The organism is Mesorhizobium sp. M0771, assembly GCF_040320155.1.
In the GTDB taxonomy this organism is placed as follows: Bacteria; Pseudomonadota; Alphaproteobacteria; order Rhizobiales; family Rhizobiaceae; genus Mesorhizobium.
In genome coordinates this window covers 69,285-93,825 of sequence record NZ_JAMYPC010000019.1, presented here as the reverse complement: position 1 = coordinate 93,825, position 24,541 = coordinate 69,285, and the positions used below count along the sequence as shown (strand labels likewise).

Below are 24,541 nucleotides of genomic sequence, written 5' to 3'. Positions count from 1 at the left end.
ACGGGTCGAAACATCCGTGGTGCGGCCATGCTCGATGCGCTCAGCCTGCTTGCCTGCCTTGCCTGCACCACGCCCGTGGCTGCCCCGGCCGTTGCCGTGGATGTCGAACTGGTGCTGGCCGTCGACATCTCACAGTCGATGGACGAGAGGGAGTTCGCGCTGCAGCGCGCTGGCTATGTCGAGGCGCTCAGGCATCCCGATTTCATCAAGGCCGTGCGCTCGGGAACCACCGGGCGCATCGCGCTTGCCTATTTCGAATGGGCGGGCGTCGTGCGCGAGGATGGCGTCATCGCCTGGCAGGTGATCGACAGCGCAGAGAGCGCCAACGCCTTCGCCGACAGAATAGAAGCGCGGCCGTTCCGCAGCTTTCGCGGCACCTCGATTTCCGGTGCGCTTGCCTTCGGCGCCGGGCTGTTCGAGGGCACGGGGTTCGATGCGCCACGCAGCGTCATCGACATTTCCGGCGACGGTCCCAACAACACCGGGCTGCCCGTCGCCACGACACGCGATGCGGCGGTGGCCAAGGGCATCGTCATCAACGGCCTGCCGATCCTGATCAGCCCGTCGCCGACCTTCAGCCATCTCGACCAGTATTATGACGACTGCGTCACCGGTGGGCCCGGCTCCTTCGTGTTGCCGATCTATGCGGCCTCGGAATTCGCCACCGCCATACGCCGCAAGTTGATCCTGGAGGTGAGCGGCATCGCCGATGCGACCGTGGTCCCGATCGATGCCGCCGCACCCATGGACTGCCTGCAGGGCGAACGCGACCGGCGGCTATATTCCGACCCATATCTGCCGGAACTCGACAAATGAGGTTTGAGGCAGTTCGGAGGGGAAAGCCGCTGCGCGGCTTGTCGGCAAACTTCAGGCCGGCCGTGCACCGTATTTGTCGCGAAATTCGGCATAGAGATCGCGGCGCCAGCGCCGGCCGCCGACATAGCCACGCAACAGCTGCGGCAGCGAATAGCCAAGCGCCTTCGACGACCGGTTGGCCATATAGCCGGAGAACGCCTGCGAAACCCTGCCCTTGAGTGCATCGGCGATGAGCTGCCGGGCGATCATGTAAGGCGGAATGTAGGGGTAGCGGTCGGCGATATAGGGGTGCTTGTCGATCAAGCTCGCATAGGCTTCGACATAGCCGTCCCGGCGACCGGAGATCGAATTCTCCGAGTTGTACTTTTTCCAGTCGATCACTTCGGACAGCTGCGCGCCGCTGCGACGGGCAAAGCGCAGCAACAATTCGCGATCCTGCATGCGCGTGACGTCACTGTCGTAGCCGCCGATGGCCAGCAGCGACTCGCGCCGGGCGGTGATTGCCGACCCGGCAATGAAGATGGTCTGCGCGACAAGGGCCCGCTCCAGCGAGTCGCGGCTCAGCAGCGCCTCGCGGTTGACGCAGTTGGTGCGGCGATTGCCCTTCAGCGACACGAAGGAACTGATCAGCACTTCGAGCGAGGGATTGTTGTCGAACTGCTCCAGCGTCCGCGCCAGGCGATCCGGCAAATAGACGTCGTCGGAATCGAGGAATGTCACCACCGGCGCCTGCGCCCGCTCGATGCCGGCATTGCGGGCGGCATTGGCGCCGCGCCATTTCGAGCCAACATAGATCAGCCGTGGATCGCGGATTTCGGCAAGTGCGGCTGCCGTACCGTCGGTCGAGCCGTCATCGACGACAATGTGTTCGAACCGGGGAAAATTCTGCGCCAGCACGCTCTCCACGGCGCGCACCACCTTGCTGCGGCGATTGTGCGTCGGTGTGATCACCGAGATCAGCGGAGCGAGGTCGGTTGCCTTGGACATGTTGCTTCGATTGTGCCCCGAAATGCCTGGAGGCCGGAGGTTTTGATGGTCGCCGTCCAAGCCTTACCCCGGGATGGCATTCGATTCGACGCTACAAAAAACCAGCGGCAATGTCATCACAAACTGTTGAGCCAGGACGCCGGTAAGCCGGCCGATTACCCCAGACGTAATCGACCGATGGCCATCATGTCTGCAGATTGCGCCAACGAAGCCGGTCGTCGGGCTTCGATCTCACAGGGAGTTCAGCCATGGCCGCCTACGCCGTCGCCCATATGCGTCAAGTCACAATGGGCCCGCAGATTTTCGAGTATCTGCAGAGGATCGACGCCACATTGGAGCCGTTCGGCGGCCGCTTCCTTGTCCACGGCGGCGACATGGACGTGGTCGAAAACGAATGGCCCGGGCATCTGATCGTCATCGAGTTTCCGGACAGGGCGCATGCGTGGGGCTGGTACGATTCATCAGCCTATCGGGAGATTCTGGCCTTGCGCACCGACAACTCCCACGCCGATGTGATCATCGCCGATGGCGTTCAGCACCCGCACAAGGCGACGGACGTGCTGGAATAGGGGCAAACTACCGCTTCAGCAAGAACACCGCTTGCTGGCCGAAGAAATTCCAGAACCACCATGGCATCGACAGGCCGATCTTCTGGCCGTTGCCGTCGAGCGCGGTGGCTTTCTCGACCGAAGCGCCGAGTTCCTCGACCAGATTGACGAAGTCGCGGATGGTGCAGAAATGGATGTTGGGCGTGTCGTACCAGGAATAGGGCAGGTCCGCGGTCACCGGCATCCGGCCATTGACGAACAGCGACAGCCGCACCCGCCAGTGGCCGAAATTGGGGAAGGAGACGATGGCGCGGTTGCCGATTCGCAGCAGCTCGTCGAGCACCAGCTTCGGGTTGCGGGTCGCCTGCAGCGTCTGAGACAGGACGACGAAGTCAAAACCCTTGTCCGGATAGAATTCGAGGTCGGTATCGGCATCGCCCTGGATGACCGAGAGACCGCGCGCCACGCATTCATTGACGCCGCGCTGTGACAGCTCCAGCCCGCGGCCGTCGACCTGCTTGGTCTCCTGCAGGAGTTCGAGCAGCAGGCCGTCGCCGGAGCCGACATCGAGCACCCGCGACTGCGGCGGTATCAGGTTGGCCACGACTTCGAGGTCGACGCGCTGGCTGCCATTGACGCTCATGAGGCGAGCCCCCTTGCGCGGGCCGCCGAGCCGATGAAGCCCTTGATGGCGGCAAACAGTTCGGGTTCATCGAGCAGGAAGGCATCATGGCCGCGGTCGGTGTCGATCTCGACGAAGGAGACGGAGGCGCCGGCGGCGTTGAGCGCATGCACGATCGAGCGGCTCTCCTCGGTCGGGAACAGCCAGTCCGAGGTGAAGGACACCAGGCAGAAGCGGGTCTTGGTCCCGGCAAAGGCATCGGCCAACCGGCCGCCATGGTCGGCGGCGAGGTCGAAATAATCCATCGAACGGGTCATGTAGAGGTAGGAGTTGGCGTCGAAGCGGTCGACGAATGTCATGCCCTGGTGGCGCAGATAGCTTTCGATCTGGAAGTCGGCGTCGAAACCGAAGGTCAGCGCTTCGCGGTCCTGCAGATTGCGGCCGAATTTCCGATGCAGGGCGGCTTCCGACAGATAGGTGATGTGGGCGGCCATGCGCGCCACGGCGAGCCCCTTTTCCGGGCGCTTGCCGTGCTCGAAATATTTGCCGCCATGCCAGTCCGGATCGGCCATGACGGCCTGCCGGCCGACCTCGTGGAAGGCGATGTTCTGCGAGGAATGGCGTGCGCCTGTGGCGATCGGCAGGGCCGAGAAGACGCGCTCGGAATAGCACGATGCCCATTCCAGCACCTGCATGCCGCCCATCGAGCCGCCGAGCACGCAAAACAGCTTTTCGATGCCGAAATGGTCGACCAGCATCAATTGCGCCCGCACCATGTCGCGGATGGTGATGATTGGCAGGTCGAGGCCGTAGGGCTTGCCGGTGGCGGGATTGGTCGAGGCCGGACCGGTGGAGCCGAGGCACCCGCCGATGACGTTGGAGCAGATGACGAAGAAGCGGTTGGTGTCGATGATCTTGCCGGGACCGATCAGCACTTCCCACCAGCCGGGCTTGCCGGTCACCGGATTGGTGCTGGCGACATGCTGGTCGCCGGTCAGCGCGTGGCAGACCAGGATGGCGTTGGTGCGGGCATCGTTGAGGGCGCCATATGTCTGGTAGGCGATCTGGAACGGCGACAAAAGCGTGCCGGCGTCGAGCTTCAGCGGCTTGTCAGGGCCAAAACGCAACACCGGGCTCGACGGGTTGTCGGCCTCGTTGTTGGTTTTTGTAGCGCGGAGCGCGGCCATGTGACTCTCCTTGCCCGCCGTCAGGCAATAAAAAACCGGCAATGCGATCGCAAAGCCGGTTACGTCACGCAAACGGCCCTTTAGCGAGTTGTTTAACGTGGCTGCAAGCCGACCGGCCAAATCACCACGGAACTGTTGCGTTCTTCTAGAACTCGTGCGGCCCGGCGTCAACGGCCAGCTATGCCCGCCTCTCGACATTCGCGGCTACGGCTTGTATTTCCGCTGCGGCCTCCGGACGGAGGCGTTCTCAACGGGTTTGCGACATGGACAAGACAGCGGACAAGGCACGGCCGACGCCCCGCGCGGGCATTATGGACATCGACGCCTATGTGCCGGGCAAGAGCACGGCACCTGCCGGCGTCGCCAAGGTCCATAAATTGTCGTCGAACGAGAACCCGCTCGGCCCGTCGCCGAAGGCGATCGAGGCCGCGCGCGAAGTGGCCAGCAAGCTTGATGTCTATCCCGACGGCACCGCCCGCCGGCTGCGCGAGGCGATCGCCGAGGTGCACGGCCTCAACCCGGCAAACATCATCTGCTCCAACGGTTCCGACGAGATACTTGGCCTGCTGGCGCAGACCTATCTTGCGCCAGGCGATGAGGCGATTTTTACCGAACATGCCTTCATGGTCTACAAGATCTACATTCAGTCGGCGGGGGCCAAGCCGGTTGCTGTGAAGGAAACCGAGGAGCGCGCCGACGTCGACGCGATCCTGGCCGCGGTGACGCCGCGGACCAAAATCATCTTCCTCGCCAATCCCAACAACCCGACCGGCACCTATCTGCCGTTCCAGGAGGTCCGCCGCCTGCATTCCGCGCTCCCGGGCAACGTGCTTCTGGTGCTGGACGCGGCCTATGCCGAGTACGTCAGGCGCAATGACTATGAGGCAGGTATCGAGCTGGCGGGCAGCGCGCAGAATGTGGTCATGACCCGCACCTTCTCCAAGCTCGGCCTTGGCGGCGCGCGCATCGGCTGGATGTATGGCCCACTGCACATCGTCGATGCCATCAACCGTGTTCGCGGCCCTTTCAACGTTAACGCAACAGCGATCGAGGCCGGCATTGCCGCCATCCGCGACCGCGCCCATGTCGAGCGCAGTTCGTTGCACAACGAGACCTGGCTTACCTGGTTGAATGAAGAACTGACGAAGCTTGGGCTGCGCGTGACGCCCAGCGTCGGCAATTTCGTCCTCATCCACTTTCCCGACGACAAGAAGCATTCGGCTGAGGCGGCGGACGACTACCTCACCCAGCGCGGCTATATATTGCGGCGCGTTACCGGCTATGGCTTTCCCAATGCGCTGCGCATGAGCGTCGGCACCGAAGAAGCCAATCGCGGCGTCATCGATGCCCTCACGACATTCCTGAAAAGCTGAAACAATGACTTCACCGATGTTTGAAAAGATCGCGCTGGTCGGCATCGGCCTGATTGGCTCGTCGCTGGCCCGCATCATCCGCCGCGAGGGCCTGGCCCGCCATGTCGCCATCGCGACGCGCAGCCCGACCACGCTGGCACGGGCGAAGGAGCTCGGTCTTGGCGAGAGCTACACCACCGACGCCAGGGAAGCGGTCCGCAATGCCGACCTGATCATCGTCTCGGTGCCAGTGGGATCGTCGGGCGAGGTGGCGCAAGAGATCGCGCCGGCGCTGAAAAAGGGCGCCATCCTCACCGATGTCGGTTCGACCAAGGCCTCGGTCATTGCGCAAATGCAGCCCTATGTACCGGACGGCGTGCACTTTATTCCGGGGCACCCGCTGGCAGGTACGGAGAAATCGGGCCCGGATGCGGGTTTCGCCGAGCTGTTCGAAAACCGCTGGTGCATCTTCACGCCCCTGCCGGGAACCGATCCGGCCGCGCTGGAAAAGCTGTCGGAATTCTGGCGGCGCTGCGGCTCCAACATCGACACGATGGACCCGCAGCATCATGACATGACGCTGGCCATCGTTTCGCATCTTCCGCACATCATTGCCTACAACATCGTCGGCACGGCCGACGATCTGGAATCGGTGACCAAGTCGGAAGTGATCAAATATTCGGCTTCCGGTTTCCGCGACTTCACCCGTCTGGCCGCCTCCGACCCGACCATGTGGCGCGACGTGTGCCTGCACAACAAGGATGCCATCCTGGAAATGCTGGCGCGCTTTTCGGAGGACCTCGCCTCGCTGCAGCGGGCGATCCGCTGGGGCGACGGCGAAAAGCTGTTCGACCTGTTCACCCGCACCCGGGCCGTTCGCCGTTCGATCATCGAGGCCGGCCAGGATATCGACGTGCCGGATTTCGGCCGGCAGGCGGTCGAGCACCCGGTGAAAAGTTAAATCTGTTTCAGACGGGCCAGGTCGCCGCGACCATGGCCATTGCCTCGTCCCTGTTTGGCGCCCCCAGCCGGCCGCCGAAGCGCTGGCATTTGAGCGCGGCCGCCGCGCTGGCAAAGCGCAACGCCTGCTCGATCGGCATGGTTTCCGCCAACGCGACAGCAAAGGCGCCGTGGAAAACGTCGCCGGCGGCCAGCGTGTCGACCGCCTTGATCTTCGGCGCCGCGATGTGGCGCACGCATCCGGCGGACCGGTCATGCCACCAGCTTCCCGCGGCGCCGCCGGTCACCGCGACAAAGGTGTCTGTGCGGCTGGCGAGGTCGGCGCAGGCGGTTTCGGTATCCAGCGCGTGGTCGCAGATAATGCGTGCAGCCGTCTCCGAAGCGACGATGTGCGAAGCCAGCGGCAACAGACGCTCCAGCACCTCCAGCGGCGCCGTGTCGGCGTCGAGGATTGCCGGGCAACCGGCGTCGCGCGCGGCGGTCAAGGCAAGAGCGGCGGCGCCCGGCCAGCGCACATCGACCAGCACGGCATCGAAGCCGGAAAGATCGGCGACAGGCACCGCCTCGGGGTCGGCCTGCGCCTTTGGGTCGTAGAAGGGCACGATGATGCGCTCGCCATGAGCGTCGACCAGGATCGCGGCCAGCGCCGAGCGGGCGCCTTCGACGCGGCGGACAAAGCGGCAATCGACGCCCTCGGCCTCGATGCCGGCCAGCAATTGGTCGCCGACGGCATCGTCACCTGCACTTGCCCACAGGAACACCTCGGCGCCGAGACGGCGGGCGGCGCAGGCAGCACTTGTCGCCATGCCCGAGGCGATCTGGATGCCGTCCGAGGCGATGAACTTGCCCTGATGCGTGGGCAGGGTTTCGACGCGCAGGATGGTATCCAGCGTCAGCGCGCCAACGCTCAGCAGTTTCACCGGTCGGTTCATGCGTCGGCTTGCTCGAGCATGATCTCTCCCCAAAAGCCGTTGCCGCTCTTTGCGATCATGCTCTATCTCTTTGTTTTAACGCAATTCCGGACGGAAAACTGCTCACACTTTTCCTGGAATTGCTCTAATCGAGCGGCTTGATCTTGCCCAGCGGAATGAAGCCGAGCGAGACCTTGCCCTTCACCACCTTGAGCGGCATCGACGGTTCGTTGCCGAGCAGCGCCAGACCGGCAAAGCCTTGCTCGATCTGGCTCTTCTGCTCGGGGATTGCGGTGGCGAGGATTGCCGCCACGGCTTTGGGATCCTGCAGCTTGATCGTCAGGTCGGCATTGACCTGGCCGTTGGCGTCGACCGACACCGGGCCGGAGACGGTGATGCGCGCGGTTCCCGACGACAGATCGAGCTTGTGGATGCCGACCGCCTGGCCGCGCAGGCTCCTGGCCTGCGTCTTCATCAGCGCGACGCCGTTCTTCAGCGTCGCGTCGCCGCTGCCGTCGAGCGGCGGCAGCACGCGCCCGCCGATCGCGTCGGCGTCGATCTCAAGATCGGTGAAGCTTCCGGTATAGCCAAGGTCCTGACCGTCCGGCCGCAACTCGCCCGCCGCCGTTCCGGCGCTGAACAGTGAAACCGGGTCGGTGTCGTCGGCCGGATCGGTCTGGCCGGACAAGCTCTCGGCCTGCAGCGAAATGCTGCGTGGCAAGGGCCAGGAGAGCTTGGCATTGGCCTGCAGATTGTCCCAATCGATCCATAGCGGCGCCATCCCGGGCACCGAGGTCCGCAGTGGCCCGCGCAACTCGGCGGCGGGCGACAAAGGCCGGATGAGTTCTGCAACGAAGTTGAAGCTGCCTGCCGAGGCGGCAACGTTCCTGGCGTCGTCCTCGTAAGCCAGATTGTCACAGGAGATGACAAAACGCAGGGGGTAGCCGCTGACGGTGAGGTTGGCGCAGCCGGCCTCGATGCCTTTGTCCTTGAGCGAGGCCACCGCCTTGTCGGCTTCGCTGCTGACGCGACCGGCGACATAGAACCAGACCGCGCTGTAGGCGCCGAACAGCATAACGACCAAGGCAGCGAGCCACATCAGCCGGTGGCGAAACTTCGACGGACGCTCGTCACTTGACGTCATGCTGCGGCTTTCATTAACGCGGGCGTGTTGCGGGTGGACTGTGGCTTACGCAACAAGCAAAAAGAACAGAAGAGCACCGATTCCGATGCGGCGGCGTCACTCTCGTGCAATCAGGCTTGGCGATATGGGCGATTTTTGGGTTTTTGGCTACGGCTCGCTGATCTGGCGACCGGGATTCGCCCATGTCGAGACACGGCGCGCGCGGCTTTACGGCTACCGCCGGTCGCTGTGCGTCTATTCCTTCGTGCATCGCGGCACGCGCCAGCGGCCGGGCCTGGTGCTAGGCCTCGACCGTGGCGGCTCCTGCATCGGGCTGGCCTTTCGCGTGCCCGGCGAGCTGCGCGATGAGGTGCTGACCTATCTGCGCGAGCGCGAATTGGTGACCAGCGTCTACCTCGAGCGTGTGCTCGATGTCAGCCTCGACGGGAATGGGGCGGCCGCGGGAGAGAGAGTGAAAGCGGTCGCCTATATCGTCGACCGCCAGCATGAGCAGTATGCCGGCGGGCTCGACCCCGCGCATGCGGCAGGTGTTATCCGTGGCGCCGTCGGCCAGTCCGGAAACAACGAGGACTATGTGCTCAACACGCTGCAGCATCTCGCGGCGCTGGGTATCAGCGACCACTGGCTGGAAGAGGTGGCGAAGCGGATCGCCTCGTGAGCCAGTAGACCACGGCGAGCCTGCAGGCGAAGCTCTCGCGCCTTTGTGAAGCGCTGGCCCGCTGGAAAAATTGGCTGAGGCCTTTGACCTCGGCGCGGCGAGACCTAGCTTAGCTGCGGCCCGAAGCATTCGGGTCGCCCGCCGCCAGCCCCACGGAGCCCCGTCTTGCAAAAACGCCGTCTCGGTCAAACCGACCTTTCCATCGCGCCGCTGGTCCTGGGCGGCAATGTCTTCGGCTGGACCGCGGACGAGAAGACCTCCTTCGACCTGCTCGACCGGTTCGGCGACGCCGGCCTCAACGCTATCGATACCGCCGATGCCTATTCGCGCTGGGTGCCCGGCCACGCGGGCGGCGAGTCCGAGACCATCATCGGCAAATGGATGAAAAGCCGCGGCAACCGTGACAAGATCATCGTCATCACCAAAGTCGGCTCGGATATGGGACAAGGCAAGAAGGATCTGTCCGCTGCCCATATCGAAAGGGCAGTCGAGGCGTCGCTCAAGCGACTGCAGACCGATGTGATCGACCTTTATCTCTCGCATTGGCCGGACCCGACAACCCCTTATGAGGAGACGCTCGGCGCCTACCAGAAGCTGCTCGCTGCCGGCAAGGTCCGCCATATCGGCGCCTCGAATCTTGACGCCGGCCAGCTGCGCGCCGCGCTCGATGTTGCCAGCCTGCGCGGGCTGCCGCGCTACAGCGTGCTGCAGCCGGAATACAATCTCTACGACCGCTCATCCTTCGACGGGCCGCTGCATGATCTGTGCGTGGCCGAGGATATCGGCGTCATCACCTATTTCAGTCTCGCCAAGGGGTTTTTGAGCGGCAAATACCGTAGCGAGGCCGATCTCGGCAAAAGTGAACGCGGCGGCGGCGTGAAGGCTTATCTCAATGCGCGCGGCATGCGCATTCTGGCCGCACTCGACACCGTCGCGGCGCGCCATTCGGCCAAGCAGGCGGAAGTGGCACTCGCCTGGGTGATGGCGCAGCCCGGCATCACCGCGCCGATCGCCAGCGCCACGACGCTGGACCAGGTCGACAGCCTGGCGCGCGCCGCATCGCTGAAGCTCAGCGCGGAGGATCTCGTGGCGCTGGACAAGGCCAGCGCCTAGCCGCGCAGCTTCGGCACGATCGTTCAAGACGACGGCTGTCCGCCTCGCCACACTGCTCTCCATTATTGTGGAGAAGAGGCAGCATGGCCGCAGACATTCTTTCGCAGGCGCAGCCCTGGCAGCAATTGCTGGCGCTGGTGCTGGCGGCAACCGTCGTCATGGGCAGTCCTGGCCCGGCGACGATCAGCGTCACGGCGATAGGGGCCGCCTTCGGCCTGCGCAATTCGCTTCACTACACATCGGGGATCATTTTAGGCACCGTCGCGGTGCTGCTGGTGGTGGCCACCGGCATCAAGGCTATCCTTACCTCGATGCCGGGCGTAGCGCCGGTGCTGGCGGTCGCTTCCGCCGCCTATATTCTCTACCTCGCCTACAGAATAGCGACAGCGCCGCCGCTGGCCGCGCGTGACAGCAGCGCGGTTCTGCCGACCTTCCTCGGCGGCTTCCTGCTCGCCGTTGCCAACCCGAAAGCCTATGTGGCGATTGCTGCGGTCCTTGCTGGCTCCGCGACCGCAGCCGGCGCCGATGCTCTCGGCATCCCGGCCAGGCTGGCGGTTCTCACCCTGATGATCGTAGCCATCCATGTGCTGTGGCTGCTGGCCGGCGCGGCCTTCGCCCGCACCCTGCGCCAGCCGCTGGCGTCGCGGATCATCAATCTGGCCTTCGCGGCGACGCTGGTGCTGACCACGGCGCTGGCGGCGTGGCCTTGAGCCGGCCCGCAGAAGAGATCAAGCTTTGGTCTTTTTTGTTTTGGCGCGATTCAGGACGGAAAAAACCGCTCACACTTTTCCTGGAATTGCTTTGGCGGCCGCGGCGAGTTCGGCCAGCCGCTTGACCGCCGTCGGCGGCATTTGCGGCGGGTTAGGAGCCTGCGATGCCTCGATTAGCAGCTGGTCGCAGGCGGCTTCCGTATCGCCGATCAGCCGGTCCATGAATTCGTCCTTGCCGAGCCCGGGCGGAATCGGCGGCAGGAAGCGGGCCTTGATGGTACCGGGAAAGCGCAGGAATTTGCGGCGCGGCCAGTAGAGGCCGGCGACATGGGCGACCGGTACCACCGGGACGCCAAGCTGCGTATAGAGCTCGACAATGCCGTATTTGTAAGCCGGCTCGTCGCCTGGCGCTCGGCGCGTGCCTTCGGGGTAGATAATCAGCTGGCGCGGATTGCGCCCCATCTCCTGCTTTGTCGATGCAACGACCTGCTTCAACGCCTTGGAGCGGCTGCCGCGGTGAACCGGGATCATCCGCATCTTCAGGATGTACCAGCCGAAGAAGGGGATCCAGGTCAGCTCGCGCTTCAGGATATAAAGCGGGTCGTGGAGGAACGGAAAGAAAGCGATCGCGTCCCAAAACGACTGGTGTTTCGGCGCCAGGATGAAAGAGCCCTCCGGCAGGTTCTCGACGCCGGTGATGTCGCTCCTGGTGCCGGCGATCTTGTCGTAGAGCCACAGGCTGGTGCGCGACCAGAATTTCGGCACGAACCAGGCGCGATGGCGTGGCGAGAGGAAGTAGTAAGGGGTCCAGAGGACCATCTGGACGATCAGATTGACATAGAAGACGAAGTTGAACGCCAGCGAGCGGATATAGAGCATGCGGGGAAGGGCCCGTTGAGGAGGTGTGCGTTGGTTACACCAAGCGCGGGCAAAAAGGAAACGCCGCAATGGCCTGACATAGGCCGGCTCGCCACTGACTCAAGCCAGTCTCAACTCACCACGTCGCCTGCAATAGCCGCTGCTTCAGCCGCGGAGCGGCGAAATCGAGGAACGCCCTGAGTTTCACCGCCAGCAGGCCTTGGCCGGCATGGACGAGGCTCACCGGCCATGGCTGCGGCTCTAAGGGCCGCAAGACCGGGACGAGCACGCCGGAACGTACTGCGTCCGCGATCTGGTAGGAGAGCACCCGCGTCATCCCGGCGCCTGCAATCGCGGCATCGATTGCAGCTTCCGCCGTGTTGACGCGCAGCCGTGAGCGGATCGGCACGATCAGTTCGCCCTTGTCGCCGGCAAAGCTCCAGCTGGCGAGAGCGGAAGGCCCCTCGAAACTGATGCATTCATGCGCGGCCAGATCGTCCGGCGTCCGCGGCATGCCATGCGCGGCGATATAGGCGGGGCTGGCGCACACGACGCGACGGATCGCGCCGACGCGGATGGCAATGAGGCTCGAAGGCGCAAGCTCGCCGATGCGGATGGCAAGGTCGAGATGTTCCTCCGCCAGTTGGGTTATCCGGTCAGCCAGCGTCAGGCGAATGTTGACTTGAGGATAAGCCGCCAGGAATTCGGTGACGACAGGCAGCACGTGCAAGCGACCAAAGACGACCGGCGCGGTGATGAACAGGTCGCCGGTCGGCGTGCTGTATTCGCCGGCAGCGGTGCGTTCGGCTTCGCCGACCTCGCCGAGGATGCGGCGGCAGGCGGCGAGATAGGCCTGGCCGGCATCGGTCAGCGTGAGCTGCCGGGTCGAACGGTTCAGCAGGCGCGCCTGAAGGTGCTTTTCGAGGTCGGAAACCTTGCGGCTGACCGTTGCCAGTGGAATGCCGAAATGGCGGCCGGCAGCAGAAAGGCTGCCCGCTTCCACCGCGGCGACGAACAGCGACATGGCTTCGAGACGATCCATACTTTCTTCCGGAAATTGGAAGGATAGCTTGCAACTATGCCATCTACATCCAAAACATGGAAGGATCTACCTCTTCGCGTACAATGGCCGTGTTTCGGCCTCGCGGAGGCTTCCATGAATGCTCATACTTTCACCAGCGATGTCGCCTTCACGCCGACGGTCAAGGCGATCCAGACCCGCAAAGGTTCGCGCAAGGGCTATGCCAGCGCCGAGGAGCGCGGCGGATGGCGCGCCCATATGACGCCCGACCTCGCCGACTTCATCGCGGCGCAGACCAGCGTCTTCCTGTCGACGGCAAATGGCGAGGGTCAGCCCTACATCCAGCATCGCGGCGGGCCAGCCGGCTTCCTCAAGGTGCTGGACGAGAAGACCATCGGCTTTGCCGATTTCTCCGGGAACAGGCAGTTCATCACGCAGGGGAATCTCGCCGACAACAACCAGGCATTCCTGTTCCTGATCGACTATGCGCATCGCCAGCGCGTCAAGATCTGGGGCACGGCGCGCGTCGTCGAGGACGATGCCGAGCTTCTGGCAAGGCTGATGCCGCAGGACTACAAGGCGCGCCCCGAGCAGGTCATCTTGTTCACCGTCTCGGCCTGGGATGCCAATTGCCCGCAACACATTCCGCAGCGATTCGAGGCCGCCGATGTCGCGGCCGCACTCGCCGAACGCGACAAGCGGATTGAAAGCCTCGAACAGGAGATTGCGCGGCTGCGTGGCGCGGAAGACGGCACGGCCAAGGGGTAATCGAGCGCCGTCAGAGTCGTCTGTCCAATTCCCAAGGGAAAGCGTACGTGCTTTTCCCGGGAAAACCGCTACACACTTTTCCTGGAATTGCTTTAGTCCTTGGCGGTCGAAACCTCGGCCAGTGCGACGCTGTCGGCAGTCTGGCGGACCGGGACGACGCCGCGCGCAAGCGCCAGCAGGTATTTGCTGTATTCGGTCAGAAGCACGCGTAGCGCTTCCGGCTTGGTCAGCCAGTCGCCATTGTCCAGATTGGTGTTGACCACCGGATAGGGTTCAAGCCTGGCGCCATGCAGCAGGCGGCCCATCTCGAGCAGGCTGCGCGGCATGTGGTAATTGTTGGTGACGAGGATGACGCTGCCATAGGCGTGGCTCTCCACCCATTTAGCGCTTTCCTCGGCATTGCCGATCGTGTCGAGCGCGGCGCGGTCGATGTCGACACAGCAGGAAAACAGCGCCTTGTCGCCGCCGGTAGCAGCCTGCAATTGGCGGCGGCTGGCAGAGGGATGCACGCCTGAGATCAGCAGCCGCTCGCCCTTGCCGGAGGCAAGCAGATCGAGTGCTGCGTCGAGGCGGGCCTGACCGCCGGTCAAGACGATGATCGCATCGGCCTTGGCCGGGTTGGTCGGGGTCGTCATGTGGCTGACCTTGCTGGCGAACCAGCCGAAGCCACCGGCAAACAGGGCCACCAGCAGCAGTAGACAGAGGGAGGCGAGACGCAGGGCGGTGCGCAAACGGCCCAGCCCGGTACGCACACGCAAACGCACCACTGGCATCTGTCCAGCCGTTCCGGTCGACTCCCGCGCGTTCATCATCCTATGGTTAATCCTGAAATGCCTTTTTGGTAAGGAAAAAAGCGCACATTGCGTTACGTCGGTTTTCGATCCGTGATCGTCCCTTCCATTCCTGTCCTTGCCCCCGAACTGTTTTCGCTTCTGCCCTCACGGGTCACCCCGCATCCGGCTGGCGGACATCGATGTCGCTGAGATAGGCGACGACGGTGGCGTGCGAGGTCGCCGCCGTCAGTCCGCCGATCACCAGCACCATCAGGCCGACGCCGAGATAGCCTGCCGATCCGATGGCGAAATTGCCGAACAAAGCGGTGGCCTGGTCGGCCTGCGGCGTTGCCATGTTGCGCGACGACCACCAGGAAAAGACGATGAAAACCAGGATCGCGGCTGCGCCGCCGGCGGCTGCGCCCTTCATCCCGGTGACCAGGAAATGCCAGCGGAATTCGCGCGCGATGAAGCGCGCCTCGGCGCCGACGAAATGCAGCACTTCGATGATATGGCCGTTACCCGCCATGGCGCCGCGCGTCGCAAACACTACGGTCAGCACCGTCGCCGACAGCATCAGGACCAGCACGGCGATGCCGATGGTGACCGTGGTGCGGGCCATGGCGACCAGCCGGTCGACCCATGTACGGTGATCGTCGAGCGAAGCACTCGGCAGCTTGGGCGTGAGCGCCGCACGGATGGCGCTGAAGTCGGGCGGGCTGGTCTCGTCGATGGTGACGATGATCAGGCGCGGCACCGGCAATTCGTCGATATTCAGGCCCGAGCCCAGCCATGGCTCCAAAAGGCGCGCGGTGGCGTCGCGATCGATGATCCGGGTTTCCTTTACGCCGGGGAATTCGCCGACGATCTGCGAGGCCTGGGCAAGGGCTGCCTCCATGTCGAGGCCGTCGACCGGCTTGATCTGAATCGTCGCCTCGCGCGAGATCTGGTTTTCCCAGACCGAGGCAGTGTCGCGCACCAGCGTGACGGCGCCGAAAGTCAGGCAGGACAGGAAGGTCATGATGGCGATGACCAGCACCAAGGCGCGGCCGGCAATATTCTGCGCCGGCACGATCGGCGCCATGCGGCGCTGGACGCGCTGCGTCGTCGTTGCGGGCTCGGCGGCGTCTTCATGCAGCTGTTCGGCCGATAGCTCAGTCATAAATATCCAGCCTTCCGCCGGCCAGGATCATGCGGCGCGCGTCGACCTGCTCCATCAGGCCGAGATCGTGAGTGGCGATCACCACCGCGGTGCCGAGCCGGTTGAGCTCAATGAACAGCCTGAGCAACCGGCGCGCCAGCGGCGGGTCGACATTGCCGGTCGGCTCGTCGGCAAGCAGGATTTCGGGCTGTTCGATCAAGGCCCGAGCGATTGCCGCGCGCTGCTTTTCGCCGCCCGAAAGGACCGGCGGCAGCACATGCATGCGCTCGCCCAGGCCGACCCATTTCAAAAGTTCGGTGACGTCGGTGCGGTAGCTCGCTTCCTCGCGGCCGCGCACGCGCAGCGGCAGAGCGACATTCTCATAGGTGGTCATGTGGTCGAGCAGGCGGAAATCCTGGAACACCACGCCGATGCGGCGCCTGAGATGCGGCAGTTCAGCGCGCGAGATGCGCGAGCGGTCCTTGCCGAAGATGGTGATCAGCCCGCGTGTCGGCTTCAGCGACATGAACAGAAGGCGCAGCAGCGTCGTCTTGCCGGCGCCCGAGGGCCCGCTCAGGAACTGGAAGGAGCTCTCCGGAATGTGCAGGGAGATGTCGCGGAGGATTTCCGGACCCATGCCATAGCGAAGGCCGACATTTTCGAAGCGGATCACGTGCGACGACCTGAGGTGTGTGGCGGCGGCGTGCCAACCCTTTCTGTCCAACGACCATCGGCCGCCATGGTTAACCGTCGGTTAATTTTCGCTGTTTTTGAATGCGTCACAAGGGTTCCGGTGGGGAAGCGTTAACCATTTCCATTTACGCAAAAGAAACGAAAAGGCAACAGCGGGGCCATGATGGCTGAGCAACGAACCGCGCGCCCGGTTTCCGGCGAAATCATGACCGGGACAAGTGTCGCACCGGAATCGCGTCCTGTGGCGACCGACATCGTCGATGCGGATTATGAGGTGCTGCCGCAGCTGATCCCACTGATAGAAGCCATGCCGACGCCGGCGCGCGACATCGCGACGCCGTCGATGGAAGGCATGGAGATGCTGCGCAAATCAGATGCGTCAGCCGGGCGGCCGGCATCGCGTGGCGGGCCGATCTTCTGGATTGCCGGCATCGGTGCGGCGCTTGCCGCCTTCTGGGTCTCGGGTGGCCATGCGCTGGTGCGCCAGACGCCGTTCTGGTCAGTCGAACAGCCGGAGGGCGCCGTACTCAGCATTGCCGGCGTCACGTCGCGTGTCGACGCCTCAGGACCCGCCCCGGTGCTGTTCGTGGATGGCGAGGCCGTCAATGACGGTTTGAAGGCGGGACAATTGCCGCCGCTGGAGATACGTGTCACCGGCAATGACAGCCGCATCACCCGTTATACTCTGGGGACATCCAACCGTTCTCTGGCGCCCGGCGAAAGATTCGGCTTTTCCAGCCGCCTCGATGTGCCTAGAAACGGCGTCAAGGCCGTGGCGGTCACCTTCGCCGGCTAGTCGGTTCTCTGGAAAGGTTGTTGATGCCAGTTGTGCGCGGCAAGGACATCGAGGTCCTGTTTTCGGCGTCCGCGATCGCGCGGCGCAATCTCGAACTCGCCAAGGAGATCGCCGAGCACGACTATCACGACCTGCTGGTGATTTCGGTGCTGAAGGGCTCGTTCATCTTCGCCGCCGATTTGATCCGCGCCATGCACGATGTCGGGCTGTCGCCCGAGGTCGAGTTCATCTTCATTTCCAGCTATGGCGCCGGCACCACCAGCGGCGAGGTGAGGGTGCTGCGCGACATCGACAATGAGGTCGCCGGCCGCGACGTGCTGCTGATCGACGATATCCTGGAGTCGGGCAAGACGCTCTCCTTCACCCGCAACCTGATGCTGTCGCGCGGCGCCAAAAGCTGCGCCATCGCGGTGCTGTTGGACAAGCGCATGCGCCGCCAGACCGAGCTGAACGCCGACTATGTCGGCTTCGACTGTCCCGATTACTTCGTCGTCGGCTACGGCATGGACGTCGCTCACGCTTTTCGCGAACTGCCGTTTGTCGGTGTCGTCAAAGGCGATGCCTGAGAAAAGGCCCCCGACGCTTCAAATTTTCAGAAAAAGTCAACTTTTGCCCGCCAAATTCCGGCCCATGGCAAAGCTTCTGATCGTCGAGGACGATGAGTCCGTCCGCACCCTCGCCGCCCGCGCGCTCGAACGCGCCGGGCACTCGATCGATATCGCCGCCGACGGCGCGCAGGGGCTGGCGATGGTCAGTGCTGCAGGCGGCGGTTACGACCTCGTCGTCTCCGATATCCGCATGCCGGAAATGGACGGCATCGAGATGGCGATCGCCGCAGCCAAGCTTTTCCCTGACATGAAGATCCTGCTGATGACCGGCTATGCCGACCAGCGCGAGCGCGCCGAGGAATTGAACGGCGTCATTATCGACGTCGTGCAAAAGCCTTTCACGCTGGCTGAAATCCGCTCGCGGGTCGACCAGGCGCTCGCCTGCTTCGCCTGACACGCTTCAGGCGACATCCTGAGACGCGGCGAGGACAGGCGCAGCGCTCCGGCGCCGTTCGGTGTTGAGCGCCAGCAGACCGGCGCCGATGATCAGCGCCGCACCGATGGCAGTGGTCGAGCGCGGCACCTCGTCGAAGAACAGGAAGCCCCACAGCGGCGACCAGATGATGCCGGTGTATTCGAAGGTGGCGACGCGGTTGGCGGGCGCCAGCCTGTAGGCCTGCGACAGCAGAATCATGCCGGCCGAAGCGACGAAGCCGCAGGCCGCCATCTTGAGGAAATCCGGGGTCGTCGGCCAGACCCACGGCCGCACCAGGAATTCGAGGCTGGGGTGGACAGCATGGGTTATGCCGGCAAGCCAGAATGTGCCGGCAACCGCAGCGGCGCCGACCAGATAGGCGCCGTTCTGGTAGAAGGCCATGACGGTGGAGGATTCGGTGTCGCCGATCTTGCGCGCCATCAGCTGTGAAAAGCCGTAGAGCAAAGCCGAGCCCAACGAAAGCAGCGCCGCCCAGTCGAACAGGCCGGCGCCCGGGCGCAGCATCACGACCACGCCCAGCATGCCGGTCAGCACGGTGGCGAGAGCCTGCCAGGAGACGCGCTCGCCGAGATAGGGCCCGGCCATCGCCATGATGAACAGCGGCGCCATGAAATAGAGCGCCACCGCGTCGGCGAGCGGCAAGGCAGCGATGGCCAGATAGTAAACCGTATAGGAGGAGAACTGGATGAAGGCGCGTATCGTCAGCAGGCCGAACCGCTTCGAGGCGATGGCCCGCAGGCCGACGTCGGCGCGAACGAGAAAGATCAGGATCGGCAAAGCGACGATCGAGCGGATCCACATCACCTCGGTCACGGGATAGCCGGCCGACACCGCCTTGACCAGCGGGTCCTGGAGCGAGAACACCAGCACGCCAAGGCACAGGCTGATGATGCCGAGAACGATCCGGTTGCGCATGTTGTTCTGCCGGCCCTTGCCTTGACTGCCCGCAGCCGCCCGGCCATCGGGTAAAAAGAACCCGCCACCGTTTCGGGCAGCGGGTATGAGTGAGGACTCTTTGATTGGTCCGCAGCCGGTTTCGCGGCGGCATATCCAATGGGCGAGCGGACTATGCTGCGGCGTTTGACATGTTGCAAACGAATTGGAATGATACCAGCGATCAAATTTGCTTATGACGGATTCGATGCGGCCAGCCCTCGACAGCGATCTCCTGCGCACCTTCGTCGCCATTGCCGAAGCGGGCAATTTCACCCGGGCGGCGGAGCAGGCCGGGCGCACCCAGTCGGCGGTGTCGATGCAGATGAAGAAGCTCGAGGAGCTGGTCGGCGACAGCCTGTTCGAACGCGGCTCGCGCGGCGTGGCGCTGACGCGCCGTGGCGGCGAGCTGATCGTCAATGCCCGCCGCATCGTCTCGCTGCTCGACGAGACGGCGGCATCGATGGCGGCGGCACCGCTTGGCGGGCCTGTGCGCATCGGCATTCCCGAGGAATATGGTCACGCCATCCTGTCGCGCGCGCTCGGCGCCTTCTCGAAGCGTCACACCAAGGTCGAGGTCACCGTGCGCTATGCACATTCGGGCGCCCAGCTGGCGGCGTTGGCGGCCGGTGAACTCGACCTCGCCGTGGTGTTCGAATGGCAGGATCCTTCCGGCGGCGAGGTGCTGATGCACGATCCGACCGTGTGGGTGACATCGAGCCTGCATCACATGCATGAGGAGCGGCCGGTGCCGATCGCGCTCTACAACCGGGCCGGCTGGTGCAAGGACTTCGCCATCAAATCGCTGGAGCAGCGTGGGCTGGCCTACCGTGTCGCCTATACCAGCGACACCACCGGCGGCCTGAAGCTCGCCGTCACCTCCGGCCTGGCGATCGCGCCGATCTCGCACAGCAACATTCCCGATGGCTGCCGCGAGCTCACCGCCGCGGACGGGTTCGGCCATATCGATTCCTCGAATGTGGTGATGCACCGCAGCCCAAATGCCTCAGGCGAGGCTATCGACGGCATGCAGGAGGCGATCCGCGAGGCATTCGTCAACCGGCCGGCTTAGTCTGTTGCATCCTCGTAGAAATGCAGCCGATTGCCGAAGGGGTCGCCGACCGACACTTCACGGGTCTGCCACGACGTGGTTTCGAGGCCCGGCCGGGCGTAGCGGTATCTCTTGCCGATCAGTTCGCGGTGCAATGCCGCGATGTCCTCGACCTTGATGCGCATGGCTATACCCGGCGCGCCGTCGCCATGATGTTCGCTCAGATGCAGGACACAGCCGTCGCGGATTACACCCATGTAGAGCGGCGCATTGTCGTCGAAGCGGTGCTCGAACTCGACCTTGAAGCCGAGAAAGTCGACATAGAATTCGCGTGCCTTGGCGATGTCGAAGATGCGCAGGATGGGCGTGACGGCACCGAGTTTCGGCATGGCGCTGATACCATTCAGTTCGACGGATGTTGCCTTGGAGGCTACTTCAGCTCCAGCAGCCGCTCGAGGTAGCTGCGCTCGATGTCGGGGCTGAGCGCGTTGCCGAGCCGCTTGCGAATCGCCTCGAGAATCTGGCGGGCGCGCTGCACGTCGATCTCGTCGGGCACCTTCACCGAATCGCCGAAATCGGGTCCGCGGCTGGCGCGCGGTCGGCCCAGCGGATCGCGGCCGGCGTCCTGTTGGCGGCCGCCTTCCTGGCTGCCGCCCTGGTCGCCCTGCATCGCCTGCAGCTGCTTCATCATCTCCTTGGCGCCCTTGCGCAGCGCTTCCAGCGCGCGACCCTGGTGGCCGACTGCCTGGTCGCCTTCGCCTTCGCCAAGCGACTTTTCGGCGTTGCCCATGGATTTGCCAGCGTCGCCAAACCCCTCATTGGGCTGCATGCCCATGCCTTCCAGGCCCTTCTTCAGCTTGTCGAGTTCGCTCTGCAACTGGCCCTGGCCTTCCTGCAGCTGCTTCATCGCATCGGCGAATTCCTGCGGTGTCATCGACTTCGGCCGGGCGAGAGGATCGCGATCCTTGCCGACGCCCGGCTGGTCCGGGTCGTCGCCATTGCCTTCGCCGGGCTGCTGATTATCTCCGCGCTGCATCTGGTCCATGCGGTAGGTGTCGTTCATCATCTCCTGCTGGCGGCGCATGATCTCGCCCAGCTTGTCCATCTGCTGGCGCATCTCGCTGTCCTGCTCGCCGCCCTGCTGCTGACGGCCGGCCTGCAGGTTGTTCATCATGTTTTCCAGCTGCGACAGCAGCTCCTGCGCCTTGTCGCGGTCGCCCGACTTCGCCAGGTTCTCGATCTGGTCCATCATGCGGTCGATATCACTCTGCCGCAGCTCGCGACCATTCTGCTGCATCTGCGGCGCGTTCGGGTTCTGCTTGGCGCGCTCGGCGAATTCCTGCAGGAATTCGTTCATCGCCTCGCGCAGTTCCTTCATCGCCTTTTCGATCTCTTCGTCGCTGGCGCCGCGCTTGATGGCGTCCTGCAGCGCCTGCTGGGCCTGGCGGAGCCGCTTTTCGGCGGACGAGAGATTGCCTTCCTCGATGCCGAGCGCGATTTCCCAGAGATAGGCAACCTCGTTGCGCAACTGATCGTCGCTGTCCGACATCTTCAGCCGGCTGCGGGCGCTCATGATGGCGAGGTAATGCGACATGTTGTCGAACGTGTCCTCGGGTCGCAGCGTGATGGCGTCCATCAGGTCGAGCACGCGCGGCTTGGCATTGGCGTCGAGCGCCAGCAGGCGGCGCTGCTCGACCACCGCCCGCGCCAGCGGGTTGGCGAAGGGCCGCTCCGGCATCACAATAGTCTTGGTCTCGCTGGTCGCGGTGTGTCCGGCATCGTCGGTGGCGACAAGCGACAGCTTGATGCTGGCGCCGGCCCAGACGTGCTCGGTGAGGTCCTTGGTGGTCTTGGCGGCGTTCGCCTTGCCGCCGCGGCGCGGCAGCGCCAGCGGCAGGTCAGGCGGACCGTAGAGCGGATGCGCATCGGGCGCCGCCGGATCGGCCAGCGCGAAAACCGCCTTGGCGGTGGCCGCGCCATAGTCGTCGTCGATCTGGTAGTTGAGCTCGAAGGCGCCGTTGACGGCGCGCTTGGGCTCGCCGACGAAGCGGATCGTCGGCGGCTTGTCGGGGATCACCGCGAAGGCCCAGCGACCGAGATCGGCTTCGCCCGACTTCAGCGTCAGCGTGCCGTCGGCGGTCAGCTTGCCGGTGAACTGGCGCAGCTTGGGGGTCGCGGGGTTGACCGCCGCTGCCTTGACGGCCGCCACCTGTGGTCCCGACGGGTCGATGGCGCGAGCATTGCCGCCCTTGTCGGCAAAGCTTAGCGTTTCCTCGCCGGAGCCGCCGGTCACGCGCAGCGAGACGTCGCTGCCTTGCGGCACGGTGAAGGTGGCAACCGCCTGCTTGGCGTTGCCATCGATGACTGGCGCGGTCAAGAAGATGGGCGGCTTGCCGGTATAGGCCGGCGGGGTCACCCAGGCATCGATGCGCGGCGGTACGATGTCGCGCGCCGCATGCGCACTGAAACCATCGGACAGCCTGCCGCCGGACGGTCCGAAGGAAAAGGCAAAAGCGGTGACCAACAGCAGCGCCGCCACGGCACGCAATGCCCACGGATCGCGCTCCGGCACGCGGGTACGCGGCAGGTCGGCGCCAAGGCTGCCGAGCTTGTCGGCCATGCGCTTTTGGTGTTCGCGCCACAACGCCTGGGAAAAGATGCTTTCCTTGCCGCTGGGACGGTCGGTCTGCACCAGCACCGGGCTGTGCTGCAACTGGTTGGCGGCCTCGATACGGCGGTCGATTTCAGCGGCGGATGGAAGCTTGAAGAAACCCAGCGGATAGAGCGCCGCCAGCGTGGAAATACCGAACGCCGTGACCATGATAATGCGCGCAATGTCAGGCAGCCGGGGGAAAAGGCCGAGCCAGGAGAGGCTGAGAAACAGGCTGGCGACGATGAGCAGCGGCAGAAGCAGCGGCCAGCCGCGCTCGACCGTCATCGAGATCCGTGTCGCCAGCCGGCTCAGGGCAAGCCGCCCGGCCAGGCTGCGATCGCCACTGGAAATGGGGCGTTCCGTCATCGGCCCTTCCTGCCCGGGCGGGATAGCCCGGACTCAACAAGCAGAAGTTTACCAGCAAACACGGCAAAGGCGAGGCGGTTCCGGAAAACTTGAAAAGCTTTGACGGGTTTGCGTCCCACTTCAGTCGAAGCAAGGTTTAGAATTTCGCCGGATCGGTATTCGAGCCGCAGACAAGGACGGCGATCCGCTCGCCCGGCGCCGGCGTGTAGCGGCCGGACAGCAGCGCTGCGAAGGCCGCTGCGCCGCCCGGCTCGGCGATGATCCGCACCCGCTCCCACAGCGCCTTTTGCGCGGCGATGATGGCGTCGTCGGTGACCAGGATGGAGCGTTCGACGAAGGCCTCGGCGATCGGGAACATCATCTCGCCGACGCGTTTGGGCGCCAGCGAATCGGCGGCGACGCCTTCGGCCGGCGCATCGACGGGGTGGCCGGCTTCGAAGGCGCGATGCAGCGTCGGCGCGCCTTCGGGCTCGATGGCGATGATCCTGATGCGGCCGGCAAACCAGGCGGCGATGCCGCCGATCAGGCCGCCGCCGCCGACAGCGACCAGCAGCGTGTCGATGTCGGGCAGATCGTTTTCGATTTCGAGGCCGAGCGTGCCTTGGCCGACCAATGTTTCCTCCTGGTTGAAGGCATGGATCTGCAGCGCGCCGGTCTTTTCAGCAAAAGCCTCGCTGGCGGCCAGCGCCTCGGCATAGCGGGCGCCGCCGACGATCAGTTCGGCGCCGTAGCCGCGGATGCGCTGCAGCTTGGCCGCCGGGCTGACTTCGGGAACGAAGATCGTCGCCTTGTGGCCAAGCCGCATGGCGGCATAGGCGACCGCGGCGCCATGATTGCCGCCCGAAGCCGCAACCACGCCGGCCGCAGGCACCGGCCGTTCGAGCAGATTGGTGAAGGCGCCGCGCGCCTTGAACGAGCCGGAATGCTGCAGGCATTCGAGCTTGAGGTCGACCGCTAGCGGCGGCCGGTCGAAATCGGCCATGTCGACGCGCAGCACCGGCGTGTGCCTGATATAGGGGCGGATGCGCGGTTCCATCGCGGCAATGCGTTCGCGCGTGACGGTGTTGCCGTTCGTCATGACCATCTCCTTGGGATTGACAGCAATTAGTAACTTGGCAAAATGGCTAAATGCAAGAGGTTGATGTCTTCAAGGCGATCGCCAACGAACGCAGGCTGCAGATCCTCGACTGGCTGAAGGATCCGCAGGCCCATTTCCCGGCCCAGGCAGATGGCGATCTGGTCGAGGACGGCGTTTGCGCGCTGCTGATCGCGGAGAAGCTCGGCATTACGCAGGCGACGCTCTCCGAACATATGCGCGTGCTTACCCAGGCCGGCCTGCTGCGTCCCAAGCGCATCAAGCAATGGACGTTCTACCGCCGCGACGAGGACAGGATCGCCGACACAAGGATGCTCGTCCAGAACCGGCTGTAGCGCAG

General features: G+C 64.2%; 27 protein-coding genes and 1 riboswitch. Of the genes, 13 read left to right on the top strand and 14 right to left on the bottom strand.

Annotated features, from left to right (window positions below):
* The first annotated feature begins 27 nt into the window (after window positions 1-27).
* Window positions 28-816 (top strand): DUF1194 domain-containing protein, encoded by a 789-nt coding sequence (locus NKI05_RS25125; RefSeq protein WP_023714977.1) that lies wholly within the window; start codon window positions 28-30, stop codon window positions 814-816.
* A gap of 51 nt (window positions 817-867) precedes the next feature.
* Here the strand turns inward: NKI05_RS25125 and NKI05_RS25120 are convergent, their stop codons facing one another.
* The gene (locus tag NKI05_RS25120; RefSeq protein ID WP_023673297.1) at window positions 868-1,803 is read right to left on the bottom strand and encodes a glycosyltransferase family 2 protein; all 936 of its coding nucleotides are present in this window, start codon (window positions 1,801-1,803) and stop codon (window positions 868-870) included.
* A gap of 248 nt (window positions 1,804-2,051) precedes the next feature.
* Between NKI05_RS25120 and NKI05_RS25115 the strand changes: the two genes are divergently transcribed.
* On the top strand, window positions 2,052-2,372 hold the full coding sequence (locus NKI05_RS25115; RefSeq protein ID WP_023815681.1) for a DUF1330 domain-containing protein: 321 nt from the start codon (window positions 2,052-2,054) through the stop codon (window positions 2,370-2,372).
* Window positions 2,373-2,379: 7 nt separating this feature from the next.
* Here NKI05_RS25115 and metW read toward each other — a convergent pair whose 3' ends face one another.
* Both metW and metX read right to left on the bottom strand, forming a co-directional pair.
* Window positions 2,380-2,994 (bottom strand): methionine biosynthesis protein MetW, encoded by a 615-nt coding sequence (gene metW / locus NKI05_RS25110; protein ID WP_023673299.1) that lies wholly within the window; start codon window positions 2,992-2,994, stop codon window positions 2,380-2,382.
* Window positions 2,991-4,160, bottom strand: coding sequence for a homoserine O-acetyltransferase MetX (gene metX / locus NKI05_RS25105; protein WP_023685352.1), 1,170 nt, complete (start codon window positions 4,158-4,160; stop codon window positions 2,991-2,993). Before metX ends, metW begins: the two co-directional genes overlap by 4 nt.
* A gap of 60 nt (window positions 4,161-4,220) precedes the next feature.
* Window positions 4,221-4,298: riboswitch (SAM riboswitch) on the bottom strand.
* Between the two features lie 125 nt (window positions 4,299-4,423).
* Here metX and hisC point away from each other — a divergent pair.
* Both hisC and NKI05_RS25095 read left to right on the top strand, forming a co-directional pair.
* Window positions 4,424-5,533: a histidinol-phosphate transaminase gene (gene hisC, locus NKI05_RS25100; RefSeq protein WP_023731077.1), complete on the top strand. Its 1,110-nt coding sequence runs from the start codon at window positions 4,424-4,426 to the stop codon at window positions 5,531-5,533.
* 4 nt (window positions 5,534-5,537) lie between these two features.
* The gene (locus NKI05_RS25095) at window positions 5,538-6,473 is read left to right on the top strand and encodes a prephenate/arogenate dehydrogenase family protein (protein ID WP_023815683.1); all 936 of its coding nucleotides are present in this window, start codon (window positions 5,538-5,540) and stop codon (window positions 6,471-6,473) included.
* Between the two features lie 7 nt (window positions 6,474-6,480).
* On the opposite strand, the gene NKI05_RS25090 is transcribed toward NKI05_RS25095, so the two are convergent.
* Together NKI05_RS25090 and NKI05_RS25085 are read right to left on the bottom strand one after the other, a co-directional pair.
* Window positions 6,481-7,404 (bottom strand): sugar kinase, encoded by a 924-nt coding sequence (locus NKI05_RS25090; RefSeq protein WP_352793379.1) that lies wholly within the window; start codon window positions 7,402-7,404, stop codon window positions 6,481-6,483.
* A 124-nt stretch (window positions 7,405-7,528) separates the two neighbouring features.
* The gene (locus NKI05_RS25085) at window positions 7,529-8,527 is read right to left on the bottom strand and encodes a DUF2125 domain-containing protein (protein WP_023815684.1); all 999 of its coding nucleotides are present in this window, start codon (window positions 8,525-8,527) and stop codon (window positions 7,529-7,531) included.
* Between the two features lie 124 nt (window positions 8,528-8,651).
* On the opposite strand from NKI05_RS25085, the gene NKI05_RS25080 reads away from it, so the two are divergent.
* From NKI05_RS25080 to NKI05_RS25070, 3 genes are all read left to right on the top strand, one after another.
* Complete coding sequence (locus tag NKI05_RS25080; RefSeq protein ID WP_023698719.1) at window positions 8,652-9,185, top strand: gamma-glutamylcyclotransferase; 534 nt, start codon at window positions 8,652-8,654, stop codon at window positions 9,183-9,185.
* Window positions 9,186-9,350: 165 nt separating this feature from the next.
* Window positions 9,351-10,298 carry an aldo/keto reductase gene (locus NKI05_RS25075; protein ID WP_023698718.1) on the top strand — a complete coding sequence of 316 codons (948 nt, stop codon included), beginning with the start codon at window positions 9,351-9,353 and terminating at the stop codon, window positions 10,296-10,298.
* An 83-nt stretch (window positions 10,299-10,381) separates the two neighbouring features.
* Complete coding sequence (locus NKI05_RS25070) at window positions 10,382-11,008, top strand: LysE family translocator (protein WP_023698717.1); 627 nt, start codon at window positions 10,382-10,384, stop codon at window positions 11,006-11,008.
* Between the two features lie 69 nt (window positions 11,009-11,077).
* Here NKI05_RS25070 and NKI05_RS25065 read toward each other — a convergent pair whose 3' ends face one another.
* Both NKI05_RS25065 and NKI05_RS25060 read right to left on the bottom strand, forming a co-directional pair.
* A complete protein-coding gene (locus NKI05_RS25065) occupies window positions 11,078-11,887 on the bottom strand; it encodes a lysophospholipid acyltransferase family protein (RefSeq protein ID WP_023673308.1) in 810 nt (269 codons plus the stop codon).
* A gap of 115 nt (window positions 11,888-12,002) precedes the next feature.
* Window positions 12,003-12,908, bottom strand: a complete 906-nt coding sequence (locus NKI05_RS25060; protein WP_023698716.1) for a LysR family transcriptional regulator — start codon at window positions 12,906-12,908, stop codon at window positions 12,003-12,005.
* Window positions 12,909-13,022: 114 nt separating this feature from the next.
* On the opposite strand from NKI05_RS25060, the gene NKI05_RS25055 reads away from it, so the two are divergent.
* Entirely contained in the window at window positions 13,023-13,655 is a 633-nt protein-coding gene (locus NKI05_RS25055; RefSeq protein ID WP_023673310.1) for a pyridoxamine 5'-phosphate oxidase family protein, read from the top strand.
* 92 nt (window positions 13,656-13,747) lie between these two features.
* On the opposite strand, the gene NKI05_RS25050 is transcribed toward NKI05_RS25055, so the two are convergent.
* The 3 genes from NKI05_RS25050 to ftsE form a co-directional block, all read right to left on the bottom strand.
* The gene (locus NKI05_RS25050; RefSeq protein WP_023673311.1) at window positions 13,748-14,467 is read right to left on the bottom strand and encodes a YdcF family protein; all 720 of its coding nucleotides are present in this window, start codon (window positions 14,465-14,467) and stop codon (window positions 13,748-13,750) included.
* A 133-nt stretch (window positions 14,468-14,600) separates the two neighbouring features.
* Complete coding sequence (locus NKI05_RS25045) at window positions 14,601-15,590, bottom strand: cell division protein FtsX (RefSeq protein ID WP_023673312.1); 990 nt, start codon at window positions 15,588-15,590, stop codon at window positions 14,601-14,603.
* Complete coding sequence (ftsE, locus tag NKI05_RS25040) at window positions 15,583-16,242, bottom strand: cell division ATP-binding protein FtsE (RefSeq protein WP_023685344.1); 660 nt, start codon at window positions 16,240-16,242, stop codon at window positions 15,583-15,585. The genes NKI05_RS25045 and ftsE overlap by 8 nt, the downstream gene beginning before the upstream one ends.
* A 180-nt stretch (window positions 16,243-16,422) precedes the next feature.
* Here ftsE and NKI05_RS25035 point away from each other — a divergent pair, with 180 nt between their 5' ends.
* The 3 genes from NKI05_RS25035 to NKI05_RS25025 all read left to right on the top strand — a co-directional run bounded on the left by NKI05_RS25035 (window position 16,423) and on the right by NKI05_RS25025 (window position 18,060).
* Complete coding sequence (locus tag NKI05_RS25035) at window positions 16,423-17,058, top strand: hypothetical protein (protein ID WP_023685343.1); 636 nt, start codon at window positions 16,423-16,425, stop codon at window positions 17,056-17,058.
* Between the two features lie 23 nt (window positions 17,059-17,081).
* Window positions 17,082-17,624 carry a hypoxanthine phosphoribosyltransferase gene (gene hpt / locus NKI05_RS25030; protein WP_023673315.1) on the top strand — a complete coding sequence of 181 codons (543 nt, stop codon included), beginning with the start codon at window positions 17,082-17,084 and terminating at the stop codon, window positions 17,622-17,624.
* A gap of 64 nt (window positions 17,625-17,688) precedes the next feature.
* Window positions 17,689-18,060, top strand: coding sequence for a response regulator (locus NKI05_RS25025; RefSeq protein WP_023698715.1), 372 nt, complete (start codon window positions 17,689-17,691; stop codon window positions 18,058-18,060).
* A gap of 6 nt (window positions 18,061-18,066) precedes the next feature.
* Here the strand turns inward: NKI05_RS25025 and NKI05_RS25020 are convergent, their stop codons facing one another.
* The gene (locus NKI05_RS25020; RefSeq protein WP_023804532.1) at window positions 18,067-19,017 is read right to left on the bottom strand and encodes a DMT family transporter; all 951 of its coding nucleotides are present in this window, start codon (window positions 19,015-19,017) and stop codon (window positions 18,067-18,069) included.
* Between the two features lie 226 nt (window positions 19,018-19,243).
* Here NKI05_RS25020 and NKI05_RS25015 point away from each other — a divergent pair, with 226 nt between their 5' ends.
* Window positions 19,244-20,107, top strand: coding sequence for a LysR family transcriptional regulator (locus tag NKI05_RS25015; protein ID WP_023726969.1), 864 nt, complete (start codon window positions 19,244-19,246; stop codon window positions 20,105-20,107).
* Here the strand turns inward: NKI05_RS25015 and NKI05_RS25010 are convergent.
* The 3 genes from NKI05_RS25010 to NKI05_RS25000 form a co-directional block, all read right to left on the bottom strand.
* The gene (locus tag NKI05_RS25010; RefSeq protein WP_023685340.1) at window positions 20,104-20,475 is read right to left on the bottom strand and encodes a glyoxalase superfamily protein; all 372 of its coding nucleotides are present in this window, start codon (window positions 20,473-20,475) and stop codon (window positions 20,104-20,106) included. The two genes, NKI05_RS25015 and NKI05_RS25010, sit on opposite strands and share 4 nt — an antisense overlap.
* Window positions 20,476-20,516: 41 nt before the next feature.
* Entirely contained in the window at window positions 20,517-23,105 is a 2,589-nt protein-coding gene (locus NKI05_RS25005) for a TIGR02302 family protein (protein WP_023804533.1), read from the bottom strand.
* Between the two features lie 136 nt (window positions 23,106-23,241).
* Window positions 23,242-24,183, bottom strand: a complete 942-nt coding sequence (locus NKI05_RS25000; protein WP_023804534.1) for a threonine/serine dehydratase — start codon at window positions 24,181-24,183, stop codon at window positions 23,242-23,244.
* Between the two features lie 50 nt (window positions 24,184-24,233).
* Between NKI05_RS25000 and NKI05_RS24995 the strand changes: the two genes are divergently transcribed.
* The gene (locus NKI05_RS24995; RefSeq protein WP_023815687.1) at window positions 24,234-24,536 is read left to right on the top strand and encodes an ArsR/SmtB family transcription factor; all 303 of its coding nucleotides are present in this window, start codon (window positions 24,234-24,236) and stop codon (window positions 24,534-24,536) included.
* Window positions 24,537-24,541: the final 5 nt, after the last annotated feature.